General features: G+C 66.0%; 18 protein-coding genes and 2 pseudogenes. 10 read left to right on the forward strand and 10 right to left on the reverse strand.

From position 1 onward, the window contains the following. The 3 genes from WBB07_RS25395 to WBB07_RS25405 all read left to right on the forward strand — a co-directional run. A partial coding sequence (locus WBB07_RS25395; RefSeq protein ID WP_526311798.1) for an SDR family NAD(P)-dependent oxidoreductase occupies window positions 1-621 on the forward strand: 621 nt, incomplete at its 5' end. A 33-nt stretch (window positions 622-654) separates the two neighbouring features. Then, a complete protein-coding gene (locus WBB07_RS25400; RefSeq protein WP_526311800.1) occupies window positions 655-1,101 on the forward strand; it encodes a nuclear transport factor 2 family protein in 447 nt (148 codons plus the stop codon). Beyond that, window positions 1,101-1,469, forward strand: coding sequence for a VOC family protein (locus tag WBB07_RS25405; protein WP_526311802.1), 369 nt, complete (start codon window positions 1,101-1,103; stop codon window positions 1,467-1,469). Before WBB07_RS25400 ends, WBB07_RS25405 begins: the two co-directional genes overlap by 1 nt. A gap of 15 nt (window positions 1,470-1,484) precedes the next feature. Here the strand turns inward: WBB07_RS25405 and WBB07_RS25410 are convergent, their stop codons facing one another. The 3 genes and pseudogenes from WBB07_RS25410 to WBB07_RS25420 all read right to left on the reverse strand — a co-directional run bounded on the left by WBB07_RS25410 (window position 1,485) and on the right by WBB07_RS25420 (window position 3,012). Next, complete coding sequence (locus WBB07_RS25410) at window positions 1,485-1,940, reverse strand: RrF2 family transcriptional regulator (RefSeq protein ID WP_526311804.1); 456 nt, start codon at window positions 1,938-1,940, stop codon at window positions 1,485-1,487. Between the two features lie 744 nt (window positions 1,941-2,684). Beyond that, a pseudogene (locus tag WBB07_RS25415) lies at window positions 2,685-2,795 on the reverse strand (SDR family mycofactocin-dependent oxidoreductase); the annotation flags it as partial. Window position 2,796: 1 nt separating this feature from the next. After that, window positions 2,797-3,012: a hypothetical protein gene (locus WBB07_RS25420; RefSeq protein WP_526311806.1), complete on the reverse strand. Its 216-nt coding sequence runs from the start codon at window positions 3,010-3,012 to the stop codon at window positions 2,797-2,799. A 589-nt stretch (window positions 3,013-3,601) separates the two neighbouring features. Between WBB07_RS25420 and WBB07_RS25425 the strand changes: the two genes are divergently transcribed. After that, window positions 3,602-4,909, forward strand: a complete 1,308-nt coding sequence (locus WBB07_RS25425; protein WP_526311808.1) for an acyl-CoA dehydrogenase family protein — start codon at window positions 3,602-3,604, stop codon at window positions 4,907-4,909. Between the two features lie 79 nt (window positions 4,910-4,988). Continuing rightward, window positions 4,989-5,675, forward strand: coding sequence for a HEAT repeat domain-containing protein (locus tag WBB07_RS25430; RefSeq protein ID WP_526311810.1), 687 nt, complete (start codon window positions 4,989-4,991; stop codon window positions 5,673-5,675). Between the two features lie 101 nt (window positions 5,676-5,776). On the opposite strand, the pseudogene WBB07_RS25435 reads toward WBB07_RS25430, so the two are convergent. The 4 genes and pseudogenes from WBB07_RS25435 to WBB07_RS25450 form a co-directional block, all read right to left on the reverse strand. Further along, a pseudogene (locus tag WBB07_RS25435) lies at window positions 5,777-5,920 on the reverse strand (SDR family oxidoreductase); the annotation flags it as partial. Window positions 5,921-5,939: 19 nt separating this feature from the next. Then, window positions 5,940-6,455, reverse strand: a complete 516-nt coding sequence (locus WBB07_RS25440; protein WP_526311812.1) for a glyoxalase superfamily protein — start codon at window positions 6,453-6,455, stop codon at window positions 5,940-5,942. A gap of 32 nt (window positions 6,456-6,487) precedes the next feature. Then, the gene (locus WBB07_RS25445) at window positions 6,488-7,171 is read right to left on the reverse strand and encodes a GAP family protein (protein WP_526311814.1); all 684 of its coding nucleotides are present in this window, start codon (window positions 7,169-7,171) and stop codon (window positions 6,488-6,490) included. Window positions 7,172-7,220: 49 nt separating this feature from the next. Continuing rightward, window positions 7,221-8,336: a GGDEF domain-containing protein gene (locus WBB07_RS25450; RefSeq protein ID WP_526311816.1), complete on the reverse strand. Its 1,116-nt coding sequence runs from the start codon at window positions 8,334-8,336 to the stop codon at window positions 7,221-7,223. Window positions 8,337-8,471: 135 nt separating this feature from the next. Between WBB07_RS25450 and WBB07_RS25455 the strand changes: the two genes are divergently transcribed. Continuing rightward, window positions 8,472-8,729 (forward strand): hypothetical protein, encoded by a 258-nt coding sequence (locus tag WBB07_RS25455; protein ID WP_526311818.1) that lies wholly within the window; start codon window positions 8,472-8,474, stop codon window positions 8,727-8,729. Then, on the forward strand, window positions 8,729-9,700 hold the full coding sequence (locus WBB07_RS25460; protein WP_526311820.1) for an NADPH:quinone oxidoreductase family protein: 972 nt from the start codon (window positions 8,729-8,731) through the stop codon (window positions 9,698-9,700). Before WBB07_RS25455 ends, WBB07_RS25460 begins: the two co-directional genes overlap by 1 nt. Here WBB07_RS25460 and WBB07_RS25465 read toward each other — a convergent pair. Together WBB07_RS25465 and WBB07_RS25470 are read right to left on the reverse strand one after the other, a co-directional pair. Then, the gene (locus tag WBB07_RS25465; protein WP_526311822.1) at window positions 9,690-10,367 is read right to left on the reverse strand and encodes an esterase; all 678 of its coding nucleotides are present in this window, start codon (window positions 10,365-10,367) and stop codon (window positions 9,690-9,692) included. The genes WBB07_RS25460 and WBB07_RS25465 overlap by 11 nt on opposite strands. Window positions 10,368-10,446: 79 nt before the next feature. Continuing rightward, window positions 10,447-11,862, reverse strand: a complete 1,416-nt coding sequence (locus WBB07_RS25470) for a serine/threonine-protein kinase (protein ID WP_526311824.1) — start codon at window positions 11,860-11,862, stop codon at window positions 10,447-10,449. Between the two features lie 84 nt (window positions 11,863-11,946). Here WBB07_RS25470 and WBB07_RS25475 point away from each other — a divergent pair, with 84 nt between their 5' ends. The 3 genes from WBB07_RS25475 (at window position 11,947) to WBB07_RS25485 (ending at window position 14,358) form a co-directional block, all read left to right on the forward strand. Next, complete coding sequence (locus WBB07_RS25475) at window positions 11,947-12,135, forward strand: hypothetical protein (RefSeq protein ID WP_526311826.1); 189 nt, start codon at window positions 11,947-11,949, stop codon at window positions 12,133-12,135. Between the two features lie 136 nt (window positions 12,136-12,271). Then, window positions 12,272-13,393, forward strand: coding sequence for a DNA methyltransferase (locus tag WBB07_RS25480; RefSeq protein WP_526311828.1), 1,122 nt, complete (start codon window positions 12,272-12,274; stop codon window positions 13,391-13,393). Further along, window positions 13,390-14,358, forward strand: coding sequence for a hypothetical protein (locus WBB07_RS25485; protein WP_526311830.1), 969 nt, complete (start codon window positions 13,390-13,392; stop codon window positions 14,356-14,358). Before WBB07_RS25480 ends, WBB07_RS25485 begins: the two co-directional genes overlap by 4 nt. On the opposite strand, the gene WBB07_RS25490 is transcribed toward WBB07_RS25485, so the two are convergent. Continuing rightward, window positions 14,352-14,581: sulfurtransferase (locus tag WBB07_RS25490; RefSeq protein WP_526311832.1), on the reverse strand; the 230-nt coding region annotated here is incomplete at its 5' end. The two genes, WBB07_RS25485 and WBB07_RS25490, sit on opposite strands and share 7 nt — an antisense overlap.

Here is a 14,581-nt window from a genome sequence, read left to right on the forward strand (position 1 = left end):
GTCGCGGCGTTCGGCCGCCTCGACGTGGTGGTCAACAACGCCGAGCATGCCGATTTCGGTTCCGTCGAAGACATGCCCGCGGAGGTGTTTGCGCGACAGGTGGACACCGTTTTCGGGGGCGTGTTCACCCTCACCCGCGCGGCGTTACCTGTGCTTCGCGGCCAACGCCGCGGCCGGATCATCCAGGTGTCGTCGATGGGTGCCCGGATGGGAAGCCCCGGATTGGCCGCCTACCAGGCCGCCAAGGCCGCCGTCACGGTGTTCTCCATGTCGCTGGCCAAAGAGGTGGCCCACTTGGGCATTACGGTAACCGTCGTCGAGCCCGGCAATCTGCGCACCGACATCACGAGCGCCGCGTCGATGCAGATGCTGGACTATGGCCAGGACTACCAGGCCGCGCTGGACGCGATGCGGCGCTATCTTGAGGACAACGACGGCCACCAAACCGGAGATCCGGCCAAGGCTGCGGCGGCGATCATCGAGTTGGCCGGTATGGACTCCCCGCCGGTGCGTGTCCCGCTGGGCAGCGACGCCTTGGGGTTCGCCGCCGCCGCGGCCGACGACTTGGCCGCCGGTGACCGCGCCACCGCCACCCTGAGCCGCTCAATCGACTTCAATTGACCGCCAACCTCATTGAACGAAGGACCACCCAGTATGAATGCAGCACAGCAGTTCTTCGCTGACCTCGGTGCCGGGAACATCGAGGCTGCGCTGGCCCGGACGACACCGGACTTCACCTGGACGGTAGCCGGTGCACCAGGCCAGGGATTCGCCCTGGCCGGCACCTACAACCGGGAGCAGTTCCCGGCGATGCTGGCCCAGGTCGGCGCCGCCCTGCCCGACGGACCCCACGTCGGCATCACCTCAACGACGGCCACCGTTGACCGCATCATTGTGGAAACCCACACCACTGGCCGCTCAGCAACCGGCGTCGACTACGACAACCGGATCGTGTGCGTCTTCGACCTCGACGGCGGGCAGATCAGCGCCGTCCGTGAGTACCTGGACACCATCCATGCTGCCGAGATCTTCAACCCGGCAGCGCAGTCACCACCCGGATCGCGGCGAATCGCTGTCCATGGTGACAGGGGCAACCCCTGATGAGTGACGCGAGCACGCCGACGCTGGAGGTGTCGATGGTGACGTTCGACTGCACCGACCCTGAGCCGTTGGCGCGGTGGTGGGCGCAGGCCATCGCCGGTGAGGTGATCGTCGCCGAACCGGGGGAGTTCGTGATGGTCGCTGTGCCGCATGGGCTGCGGCTGGGGTTTCAGAAGGTGCCCGACCCGACGCCGGGTAAGAACCGGGTCCACCTGGACCTGCATTCCCAGGACAAAGACGGTGATGCGGCGCGGCTGATCGCCACCGGGGCGGTCGAGCTGGGTCGGCACACCGCCGGCCCGGACTTCGGCTGGGTGGTGCTCGCCGACCCGGAGGGCAACGTGTTCTGCGTCGCTGGCACACCCTAAGCCGCAAGCCCCCAGCTATGGCGAAGCGGCGCCGACGGCGTACTCCTCCAGCGCTGCGCGCAGGACATCAGCAATCGTTGTGTGGCGCAACGACTCACACAATGCGGAGGCGGCTTCGTCGTACACCCGGGCCAGCACCGGCTGGATGCCGTACCCGACGTAACACTCGGCGTTCGGCGGCGCGGCCGGCATCGCGAAGATCTCCTGCCCGCCGACGGCCAGGTACACATCGAGCAACGTGATCTGCTCGGCATCACGGTCCAGCGACCAGCCGCCAGAGCGCCCGCGACTGGCCGACACCAGCCCAGCTTCGCGCAACTCGCCCAAGCAGCGGCGGATCACCACCGGGTTGGTGTTCACGCTGGTCGCGATCCGCTGAGAAGTGCCGATCTCCTTATCGGTGCCGCGGCGGTCGAAGGCCAGCCAGGTCAGCACATGCACGGCCAAGCTCATTCTGGTGTTCGCACTCACCGGGCGCCTCCCTTCTGCGTCAGGACTTTGTGTAACCACCATGTTTACATATTGCGCAACTGTAATTGTGTTGGTTGTATAGCGGCCGGGCCCTACCTGAACGAACACGAGCAGACCTTCAGCATGCTCAAATCTGCGCACATCACCTGCCTCGTCGACCTCAAGTGGGGCCTCGACGCGAACCCTTGGTCAAGATTCTTCTCGCGTTGGCCGTCGCAAGCACGAACCATCGAATCCAGAAAACCTGTAGAACGCGGTAGGCCCGAGAAGAGTCCCTCAACACCGACGTCGCCAGCTGCGGATCCATTTGGGAGGGGATTCCGAAACATATCCCTGGACCCGATCGGCGGCCATGGCTCCTGAACCGCCGAAACGTACCGCACGCCGTGACCTTTGTGTTTTGGGGTCATCGCTGACAGCGCAGCGGCAGATGGGGCGCTACCCCCGGGACTATTCAGGCGCCGGTCCCTGAACCTGCCCTCTTCGAATCGGCTGAACGCTGCCTACGTCCGCCGATATGCCTTCTGCGACGCTGCGGGGGTTGCGCCAGGGCCGTTCCGCTGGCGGGTCTCGCTGGAGCTGCACGAGGCGACGTGCATCGAGAGTCACTCAGCGGCGGGAAATCGGGGGAAATCCCGCCCGGGTGTGACATTCGATGCTCGGCGGTCACCAAAATCTGGCCGGTGCCGTTCGGAGATGGGGTGAATCGACCGCGGATGCCGCCGGAGCCTTCGACGTCATTGCCGATGTCGAAGGCGATGATGTCGGCGCCCTCTTCCGCGAGGCGCACGGCTTCAGCCCGCCCTGGCCGCGTGCTGCTCCGATGAAGGCAACCTTGCCCGCCACTCCTCCCATGTCAGGAACCTCCCTTCGTTTCATAGTGCGGTGCACCAGGATTGGTGAAGCATGAATTGCGGACCGGTGATTCGTGGATGACGGCCCCAGAGTTGGGGTCGTTGATGTTGCGGCCCATCTCGGTGGGCGCCGACCATGGCAGTCGGCGCTCGATGAAGATGTCGTAGAGCGCGATTCCCAAGGGCCGCCGATGACTGGACCGGCGATGGGAACCCATCAGAAGTGATCGCAACGGCGACGGCAAGCACCATGATTCCGGCCATGAACTGGACCCGAGTAGAAGTGGTGCAAGGTCGGCCAAATGGGATCGATTGCCGATCGACTGAAGTTACGGTAGCCACAACGTGCGCCTCACGAAATACGGTGTGGTGTACAGGTTGTGGACACCCACCTCTTCTGGCGGTGTTGATGAGACCCGCAATCGGACAGATCGGTGATGCTGAGGCCTCGACACCGTCGGCTCAGCCACCTGAGCCGAGACGGTGGCGCGGTGCTCGGTACAGCCACAGCTACCATCGGCAGCAGAACGCAGCCGACCATGGGCGCCGGCCCCATGGCCGCAGGTGCTCGATTCAAGCGGGGCTCGACCAACGTAGCCATTCACATCCAGGCCGTCGTGGTGACGGAGCCGGCGAGCACGCCGACTGTCTCCGTCTCCTCACAAGCTGGTAGCCGTTCAGGTGAGAACTGTTTACCTGAGTCGTTACACCCCGGAAGCGGTACGGGCACAGGTTCGATCCAAGATTCTCAGTGCGAGAGCCCAAGTTCCTCGCCCTTGGTCGATCTCACTCGGAGACTGGAGACACATGTCGCTCAATTTCACAATGTCGGATGAGCAGCGCAAGCTGCAGTCTGAGGTACGGCATTACGCGGAAGAAGTTCTTGCACCGTATATTCCGATCGCTGACGCTGAGCCTGACCCAGGCCGCGCCTTTGCGTTGACCAAGGAACCCTATATCGAGGCCTACAAACAAGGCATCGCGATGGCGATGCTGCCGTCTGCCTACGGTGGTGGGGGACTGTCGTGTTTGGATTTCACCATCGCCGCCGAGGAGATCTGCGCAGTCGACCCGGGCTTTGCCTGCACCGTGCTGTGCAACGGCCTGGGAATGCAGCCGATCTACTGGTATGGGACCGAAGAGCAGAAGAAAAAATGGCTCGGTGCCGCGACCAGTGACCCCACCGGCACCTTCCTCGGAGGATGGACTGCCAGCGAACCGCCCGGAAATGGTAGCGGCACTGCAAATTTTGATATCGACCGGCCGCGGCCTGCGGGGGTCGGCCTGATCGCCGAACGGAAGGGTGACAAGATCATCCTCAACGGCCGCAAGTACTGGCCGTCGTCGCCGGGCTGGGACGGTCAGGGCACCGAAGTGCAGACCGTGATCTGCCGTACCAACTCCGAAGCCGGCGGAACGTCCGGTCTGTCCGCCTTGGTTGTCGAGCGTGGGACCCCGGGTGTCACCTACACCTTCATCGACAAAGAGGGTCACCGCACCGCGGCCAACGCGGAGATCGTGTTCGAGGATGCCGAGATTCCCGCTGAGAATCTGCTCCCCGGAGCCGAGGGTAACGGTGACTTCGTGATCAACCGCAACTTCGCCTGGTCCGGCCCGGTCGCTGCTATCGCCGCCGTCGGGCAGGCGCGTGCGGCCTACGAAATGGCACTGCACTGGGCCAAGAACAACTCGTCCGGCTCGATGGGGCCGATCATCAGGTTCCAGAATGTGGGATACGTTCTGGGCGACTGTGCGTCGAAGATCGAGATGGCCCGGGTGTTCTCCCTGCGTGCGGCCGACTACCTCGATAAGCACGACCAGCATGCCGAGTTTGTGGGCGCCCAAGCCAAGATCCAAGTCACCGAGATGATGTTCGACGTGGTCTTCAAGTGCATGCAGATCGTGGGTGTCAACTCACTCGAGAAGAAGAACGGCTTCGGCAAGATCCTGCGCGAGGCATCGGTGCTCCCGATCTACGACGGGGGCAACATGGGCATGCAGCGTCGCCGGGTGCACGGCATCATCGCCGACCCTGGCTTCGATCCCCGCGCCATCATGGAAGACGCCACCATCACCTTCACCAAAGAGATGGAAACCATCGGCACCATCCAGTAGTAGGGCTGCGGCCCAGCTTCTCGCGCCGCTCGCCGAGCCCCCCAGATCAGCGAGCGGCGCCAGGACTTACCTTGTGCAGGTGAAACCGCGAGAGAAGTGGGCCGTAGAGCTGCGCCGGCTGCCCAGATCTGCATGGCCCGACTTTCTTGCCGAGCATTCCGGTCTGCCCGGACCGCGTGCCAACACCGAGCTGGCGATCGCCTACGCCGAACTCGCCGACTCGGCGGACATCGACCCGGCGATCGCCAGTGCCGACGAGTACCTCGCCATGTGTGGCTCCGTGGCACTCGGTGCGCGGGCGACCGACCCCGCCGCGTTGGCCAAGCTTCACCGACTCGCAGGCGACCCGCGGTGGCGAATCCGCGAGGCAGTGGCCATGGGTCTACAGCTGTTGGCGGACAACAACTTCAGCGACCTGGAGCGCATCGTCGAGGCCTGGGTCGAGGATCGCGACCCACTGGTGGTGCGGGCAGCCGCCGCGGCGATCTGTGAGCCCCGGCTGCTCGGGACACCGCAGGCCGCTGCGGTGGCGATCACCGTCTGCGACACCGCAACGAATGTCATCACCGGGTGGCCTACCGACGCGCGCACCGACCCGTCACTGCGCTCACTTCGGCAGACGCTGGGCTACTGCTGGAGTGTTGCCGTCGCCGCTGATCCTGAGAACGGGTTGCCCGCGTTTCGGTCATTGGACGACACCGACCCCGACGTCACATGGATCGTTGGTCAGAACCTCCGGAAGAAGCGGCTGTCACGGCTGGTGTGAAGGCTTCAGCTGTCCCGGCCCATCGAAAAGCCATAGCTGACACCGGTATTGTGCCGGATACAGCCAGTGCGTGGTGTAGCCGCCGTTGGCGAAGATGGTCTGCCCATTGCCTGGGACTTGTGGAACTCCACCCGCTCCGGGGACCCCTTCGGGTAGAAGAACGGGGAGTCGATCGGCCCGGGGGCGACGTTGTTGACATTGATGCCGCGGGCACCGAACTCCTTGGACGCGGCCCGGACAAAGTGCCCATTTACATCCGCGCGCTCACGACGATGTCTGACAGAACCGGATGGTGTTGGAGAACGGGTCGATGACTTCCATCGTCGGGCCGCCGGGGGAGTCGTGGTCGATACCGGGACGTAGGTTCGGATAGCCGGTGGCGTGCAATTCCGACTGCAGCGCCACCACGTCCGCGACCGGCACCCACACCGTGGAACCGGGGGTGCCGTCGCCGTGGTGCTCGGACAGGTCCACCACGAACCGGCCGCGGCGAAGGCGCAGGTACAGCGGCAAGGTGTCCTCGAACCGGTGTTCCCAGAGCACCGTGAAATGCAGATAGTCGACGTAGAATTCCCGCGCCCGCTGCTCGTCGAAGCTGCGCAGTACCGGGATCGGTGCGCTGATGTCGTAGCTCTCGGGCAGGGACGCTGCGGCGCTGGTCCAGTCCTGGAAACCCAGCTGCTGGGCCACGATCTCCAGTGCCGCGGAATCGGTGAGACCGCCAACCTGTTCCTGCAGGACGCGGGCCGCCCGGGTGGCCTCGGCAATGGTCAGTTCCATCATTCACCTACCGCGTCGACGGGTTGCTCAGCTCACCAGAGTGCGTCGTAGTGCACCAGGGCGTCGGCCACCAGTGCAACACCGGCGACCAGAAAAAGCACGCGTACCGAAATCGGGCCGTACCGGGTGATGACCCGCACCAGCTTCCGTTGTGCCTGTTGTGCCCGACGGGTCCGCCGCGTCGCCAGGAACACCAAGAGCAGCAACGGTATCTGGGCCAGCGCGCAATAGACGATCACGATGAGGGGCCAGGCCTCCGGCCGGGGATCGTAGGCGCTCAGCATCGCCAGCGCGGCGAGGTACGGGACCGCCGTCGGCGCCTGACCGGCCCCGACGGCCGCCCCGAGAACACCCAGCAGCCAGGGACGCTGACGCACCGCCGCCAGTGCCCACCCCGGGGCGGTGGTCTGCGCGACCAACGGGAAGAAGGCGAGCCCGATGAGCACCATGCCCACGATGAGCTCGCCCCGGAACCGGATGGTCGGGGTGAGGTCGAAGTCCACCAGACCGGTCAGGAACGTCAGGCCGAGCACAACACAGATGCCGAACGCCGTGGTGACGAGAAAGACACCGGCGATGAAACTCAGGGCTCCGGGTAACGGGGAGCGGCGGTTGAGACGACTGTCGTAGATGGCGGCCGACGTCACACCGACGTTCAACACATTCAGCGAATCCAGGGCGGCCAGGCCCAACAACCCGAACAGGAGCGCGATCATGACCGCGCCAACGCTACGGGAGACCGTCGGGGAGCGGGTCGGCGGTGGCTCAGCTGTCCGGCCGGTCCTCGAGGGCGCGCAGCGACGGGCACTCCACGTAGCGGACCTGGTCGCCGCCGGCCAGTCGGGCGTCGAACATGGCCACCGTCGCGATGGTGACCAGCTCGTCGAGCACATCGTTGGAGGGGGTTTTGGCCAGGCCCTTCAACGGAGTGCTCACCACCCCGACGCTGGCACTCAACCGTGGTGGTGTGGTCGAGATGGCACCGCGCAGACGGTCGACCAACGGGCTGACATCGGTTGTCAGGAAGGTGTCGGAGACGAGGAACTCCTCCTCGCCGAAATGCGCCACGATCGCGTCACGCCGGGTCACATCCCGCAGCGTCTGACTGACGGCGACCCGGGCCCGGTTGGCGGCCACCCGGCCGTCGGTTTCGGCGAGCGCCCGGAACTGATCCAGCGTCATCACCAAGACCACCAGGTAGCGGTCGTCGCCCCGGTTGCGGGCTCCGATCAGTTCGCTGGTCTGCAAGTAGAAGGCGTCTTTGTTGAGGAGGCCGGTGATGTTGTCGATATCGGTGCTGAGCACGTCGACCTCGAGCATGTGCACCAGCGTCTGACAGGCCACCGGCACCACGATGTTGAGGGTGATGACGAAGGCCGCGGTGCACACTGCGAAGACGACGCCACGTTCCTGGGCGAGTTCGACGGCGGTGATCGAGACGGTGACCACGGCCGCGGCGATGTTGAGCAGCGCATATCGGGCAGTGAGGAACAGCCCGACGTAGGCACCCAGAATCGCGAACGCGGCGCCCGAGTTGACATTGGCAACGACGTCACCCCCCACCAGGCAGCTCACCGTGATACAGACGCTCGAGACCGCCACAAAGCCCCCGGCCATAGCGCGGCTGGGCCACACCGGGCGCAGCCAGATCGCCGCCATGACCAGACAGCAGACCGTCACCAGCACTGCCAGTGTCCGGTTGAGCGTGCCCTGGGGTCCGGAAGGACTGGCCAGCATCAGCACCGGAACCAACCCCATACCGGCGACCGACAACGCGATGCCGCGGCACAACGCCGCCTGGGCTCCCTGGGCCGCCAGATACGCGGTCATCCAGTAGTAATGGTCGGGTTGATGCCACCACCGCTGAAGCACTTGGGGCATCGGATGCCTTTCACCGGCGAGCTGACAAATTCGATCAGGTCCGGCGTGCCCACTGGACGGACAGAGCAGGGCCAGGAACGAGGCTACCTGGACGGGGCTGCTGCCCAGGCAAGTCTGTGAGCTACCGTCGGAAACATGGCTGAGACCTTCGACGAGATTCCGATCGATCAGGTCGCCGCGGGTGACATTGTGGACCGGGACGGGCACACGGCAAAGGTTGTGCACAAGGATACGACGACGGCCGACGACGGCACCGAGGTAATTCTGGTGACGTTCGAGATCGACGGCGGCGAAACCTTCCAGACCGAGTATCCGGCGGGCACGGTGGTGCGCCGGACACCCGACGCGAAGTGGGGATCCACCCAGAGTCCGACCCCGCACCGGGAGGCGTGATGCGTGCCGTACAGATCGCCCGGCTCGACGGCCCGGAAGCGGCCCAAGTGGTCGAGATCGACGAGCCGGCTGCCGACGGAGTGGTCATCGAGGTCCACGCGGCAGGGGTGGCGTTCCCCGACGCGTTGCAGTCGCGGGGTCTCTACCAGTACAAGCCGGAGCTCCCGTTCATCCCGGGTGGGGAGGTGGCCGGAGTGGTCCGCAGCGCGCCTCCCGACGCGCACGTGTCGGCAGGTGATCGGGTTGCCGGGCTGACCATGCTGTGCGGCGGGATGGCCGAGGTCGTCTGCCTCACGGCTGATCGGGTGTTCAAGCTGCCGGATTCGGTGTCGTTCGCCGCCGGTGCGGGTTTGTTGTTCAACGACCTGACGGTGTTGTTCGCCCTGGCCAAGCGTGGCCGTCTCGCCGAGGGGGAAACGGTGCTGGTGCACGGCGCCGCCGGCGGTATCGGCACCTCGACGCTGCGGCTGGCCCCGGCGCTGGGTGCGGGCCGGACGATCGCGGTTGTCAGCTCCGAGAGCAAGGTGGAGATCGCCCGTGCCGCCGGCGCCACCGATGTCGTCCTGGCCGACGGTTTCAAAGATGCGGTCAAGGATCTGACGGGCGGTCGCGGCGTCGACATCGTGCTGGACCCGGTCGGCGGGGACCGGGTCACCGATTCCCTGCGGTCCCTGGCGCCCGGCGGTCGGCTGCTGATCGTCGGGTTCACCGGTGGCGACATTCCGGCCATCAAGACGAATCGGCTGCTGCTCAACAATGTCGACGCGGTCGGGGTCGGCTGGGGCGGATGGGTGATGACCAACCCGGGCTATCTCAGTGAGCAGTGGGCACAGCTGCAGCCGCTGCTGGAATCCGGCGCGCTCACGGCACCCGTCCCAGAGGTCTACCCACTGGAACGGGCGGGCGAGGCGATAGCGGCACTGGAGAATCGGACCGCCAAGGGCAAGGTCGTGGTCAACCTCAGGGCTTGAGCAGACCCTGAATGGCACTGCGCGGCACCGACACCTGGGTGGCCGGAGTCGCCGGAACCAGCTGGTTCTTGTCGAAGAAGAAGATCACCTCGTCGTCGGTGAGCGCAAAGTTGTGGTAGTTCGACACGTCCAGACCGGTGTCAGCCGCAATGTCGACGGGCTGGCCGAACTGCCGGCCCAGCTCCGCTTGCACCAGCGGCAGCAGGGTTTGGGCGGGGTGGGCATCGCCGTTGAACACCATGTCAAAGGTCAACGGTTGCTCGGTGGCGGTGTTGTAGTTGAACGCCCGGTACCACTCCATCGGGTGGGCGCCGCCGGTGTTCTGATACACGTCCAGGACCACCGACTGGGTGTGAGCGGTGCTGTACCGGGTGCTGGTGACCTCCAGCGCATGCGGTGAGGTCCGTGCGTCCGTCAGACCACTGTCGGCCTGGTAATGGCCCAGGATGCCGTCGAGGTAGCCGGTGACGGCCTGCTGGTCCGGGTAGTTCGACGGGAACACCATGTCGATGTCGTCGAACACCCCGGAGGCGTGGAACTGGCACATGCCGTTGGCGTCGATCTGATCGCAGAGGTTCGCCGGCGACGCGTGTGCGGTGCCGGCGAATCCGAGAGCGCCGGCTGCGATCAGGACGGCGGCTGCGGTGCGACGGAGGGTCTTCTTCATGGCGATGCTCCTCGGGGTAGGTGCTGATGTGCCAAGCCTCCGGTGCGGCCCTCCAGAGATTCTTGGTGGATTCTTGGTGTCAGGAACCGATCTGGGATCCGGTGATCACCAGTTCCCCGTCGACGGGCTCGATATCGAACCAGCGCAGCTCCGTATCGCTGGATCCGTTGCGCATGGTGTAGGTCAGCCGGGCCGAGACGCTGGTGGCGTCGCGGGGTGTGACTGTGTCGACGGTGACGGCCCGGATGGACTTCCAGAACTTGTTGTACTCACGCTGGCCGCCGGTCTGGGCCTGATAGCCGCTGGACAACTTCGACCAGGCGCTGCCGGTGTCCTCCGGCAGTTCGGCGTAGTAGGTGGTCACCAGGTCCCGCATGGACTCGAACGACTGGGTGTTCGCGGTGGTTTCGGAATTGGTCGGCGCGGTGTTCGTGGTGGTTTCGGAGGTGGTCGGCGCCGCCGTCGAGCCCCCGGTGGCGGTGTCCTGTTCCCGGCCCTGGTCCCGCGACTGGGAGGAGAAGACCAGCAGGCCCAGGATCATGATCACCACGACCGCGCCGATGGCCAGCGGCCACAGCAGCGTGTTGCTCCGGCGCTGCCGTGCCACCGGAGGCGCCGCCGGCGGTGGGGTCGGAGGTGGCGGCGTCCAGCGGGTGCGATGCAGGTGTGCCCGGAGCGCGTCGACGAACTCGGTGCAACTGCCGAACCGGTCACCCCGATGTTTGGACAGTGCGATCGCAAACGGCACGTCGAGCCCGCCCAGGTCCGGACGGTAGCCCGCCAGCGAGGGTGGCGGGGTGCCCAGGTGGTGGCTCATCACCACCGCCGGGCTGGTGTCGTCGAACGGGGGGCGGCCGGTCAGCAGTTCGAATGTGGTTGCGGCCAGCGAGTATTGATCGGTGCGGGCGTCGAGTACCTGGTTGCGCAGCTGCTCCGGTGAGGCGTAGTGCACCGTACCGAGAGCCATGTTGGTGCGGGTCAACACGCTGGTGTCGGCCATGCTGCGGGCGATACCGAAATCGGCGAGCAGAATGCGCCGCCGGCCGGCGACCGGCCGGGCCAACAGGATGTTGCCGGGTTTGACGTCGCGGTGGAGCAACCCGCTGGCGTGGGCGTAGTCGAGGGCATCGGCGATGGCGGCGGCGATCTCGAGGACCTCGGCGACGGGCAGACCCGCCGGGTGGTATTCGCGGACCAGCCGGCCGGCGTCGGTGCCGTCGATGTAGTCCATCGAGATCCACAGCTGGCCGCGGTACTCACCACGGTCGTGGACACCGACGATGTGGGGGTGGAACAGGGAGGCGGCCAGGTCGGCTTCGCGGCTGAAACGCTCCCGGAAGTCCCCTTCGGCCGACATCGGGGCAGGTAGCACCTTCAGTGCGTCCTGGCGGGGCAGCCGGGGATGCTGGGCCAGGTACACCTCACCCATGCCACCGGATCCGATCATCGCCAGGATCCGATAGCCCGCGAACTGTTCGCCGCTGGTCAACGGCATGTGGTTCCACCTCCGGTCCGCGACTCTATTGCAGTGCCGTCGCGGGGCAGTAGTCGAGCGCGGCGGCCTGGGATCATTACCGCTGTGACCTCCGCCGCGCTGGATCCGCACGCTCCGACCGCCGGGAGCCGCCGCGGCGTCCTGGCCACTGTGAAGGCCGACAGACAGCCGCTGCTTTCACCGATGACCCCGTTCGACGATCGCGCGGCCGCAGTGATCCACGTAACGATTCCCAAGGGCCGCGCCGAGTCGGTGAGTCTGCTCCCGACGTGAGCAATGCCCGAACCCTGTCGGTGCCGTGTGTCAGGGTCGTCACTGCCTACGATCGTCTGCGACTCCCCAGTTGTCCAGACCGCCCTCGACCCAGACCTGCTCCCGACCCGCCCCCGACCAGAGAAGGAACGACTACATGCCGCCCCGCGCCGCGCGCCCTCGCAAGGTCGCCGCACCCCGTCCGGGATTGCGGGTGGTCGGCGGTACCGCGCAGCCGTTCACGCTGCACCGGGGTGATTCCCGGGATGCGTATGCGACCTGGCCGGCCCCGGCCACCATCATCAGCGACGGCGCCTACGGGGTGCGTGGATTCCACGGTGACACAACCGATTCCGATGGTCTGGTGGCCTGGTATCAGGACCACATCACCGCCTGGACCCAAGCGGCGACGCCCGGCACCACACTGTGGTTCTGGGGCACCGAGGTGGGCTGGGCGACGGTACACGCGGAGCTGAACCGGCAGGGCTGGGACTACGTCCAGACCATCGTCTGGGACAAAGGCCTGTCGCATATCGCCGGCAATGTCAACGGCAAGACCATTCGCCAGTACCCCGTCGTCACCGAGGTGTGTGCGCTGTATCAGCGCCGTTTCGAGGTGGCCACCCACGACGGTGCGGTGCTCGGCGTGCAGGATTGGCTGCGGCACGAATGGATGCGGTCGGGCCTGCCGTTGTACCTGTCCAACGAGGCGTGTGGGGTGCGTAACGCCGCCACCCGCAAGTACCTCACCAAGGACTGGCTCTGGTACTTCCCGCCCGGTCTGATGGTGGAGCGCATGGCGGCCTACTGCAACGAGCACGGATTCGAGTCCGGCCGGCCGTACTTCTCGCTGGACGGAGTGGCGTCGGTGACCGCCGAACAATGGGACACCATGCGCTACCCGTGGACGCACTCGCACGGGCTGACCAATGTCTGGCGGCGCGGGCCGCTGCACGACGGGGAACGGCTCAAAGGTTCGATGCGCCGGTCGGCGCCCCGGGTGTACAAGCCGACCCGGGCTTCGTCGACGCACCTGAACCAGAAACCACTGGAGTTCATGGAACGGCTGGTACATGCCGTCACCCGCGAAGGTGACGTGGTGTGGGAACCGTTCGGGGGGTTGGCCTCGGCGTCGGTGGCCGCGGTGGCGCTGGGCCGTCGCGCCTATGTCGCCGAACGTGATCCGCATTTTGCCGAGATCGCGCATGAACGGCTCACCGACGCCGCCACGAACCGGCACATCGCCGCCGAAACCGACGCGATCGAGACCGCGGAATGACGCTGTTCGGCGGCTTTGTCGGTCCGGTCCCGCCGGCCCGTGAGGAGCCCGACCCGGCTTCGCCGCGGGGCGCTCTGGTCGCTGACGTGCGGGGCGCGCTGGCTGCCTTGCCGGTGCACTTCAGCTCGCAGACCTTCATCGAGGGTCTGGAGGCCGGTGACCTGTTCTCCCTGAACTCGATGCTGGGCGGCAGTATCGAGATCCAGGTGGTCGAGACGCTGAACCGACTGCGTGCGGTGTGGGATCCCGACGGGGTGTGGGCCGAGTACGCCTTTGTCCGCTCGGCTCAGACCTTCCCCGACGTTCGCCTGGTGACCAACAACGCCACCCTGATCGCCGCCGGTCACGGGGTGGCGATGGGTATCGAGCTCAAGGGCTGGTACCTGCTGAGCCGGGAGGCCGAGCCGTCGTTCCGGTACGCCGTCAACCGGGAGGTCTGCGATGTGCACGATCTGCTGGTGGTGGTGCCGTGGCATCTGAAGAACGTGCTCAGCGGCCATCCGGTGGTGTACCGGCCGTTTGTCGAGTCCGCCCGGTACGCCGCCGACATGCGCAATCACTACTGGTCGCATGCCCGGCGCGCCAAGGACGCTGCGAGCGGGCACGAGAAGAGCGCCGACTACTACGCGGTCATGCCGCCGCCGGATCCTCGGCCCTACCCGCTGCCCAAGACCAACATCACCGACAAGGCCAAACAGGATTCCGGCGGCAACTTCGGCCGGGTGGCCCGCGCCGAGGGGCTGGTCGACACCTATGTGACCGGCATCCTGGAGCAGCGGGTGGCCGGGATCGAGGCCGGGCACTGGGTGCGGTTCTTCAAGACCTACGCCGAGTCGGCGGAGCGGGAAGAGTTGAACGCCAAGATCATTCGGCAGATCGCCCGCTATCGGCAGACGCAGCGGCTGGACACCGACGAGTTGGAGTCGCTGCTGCGTGAATGGGTGAACCGGCTGCCGGACTACTGAGTCGGTTCCGGGCCGGTGGCCACCGGTCGCTGCGGGTCGTTGGACCATTCCGACCAGGACCCCGGGAACAGAGTGGCGGGGTAGCCCGCGATGGCCAGCGCCGCGATCTGATGGGTGGCGGTGATACCGGACCCGCAGTACACGCTGACGGGTGCGTTGTCGGCGCCCACCGCGGCGAACCGGTCCCGCAGGTCGTTGACCGGCAGGAAGGTGCCATCTGCGG

The organism is Mycobacterium sp. (assembly GCF_049647605.1).
Classification (GTDB): Bacteria; Actinomycetota; Actinomycetes; order Mycobacteriales; family Mycobacteriaceae; genus Mycobacterium.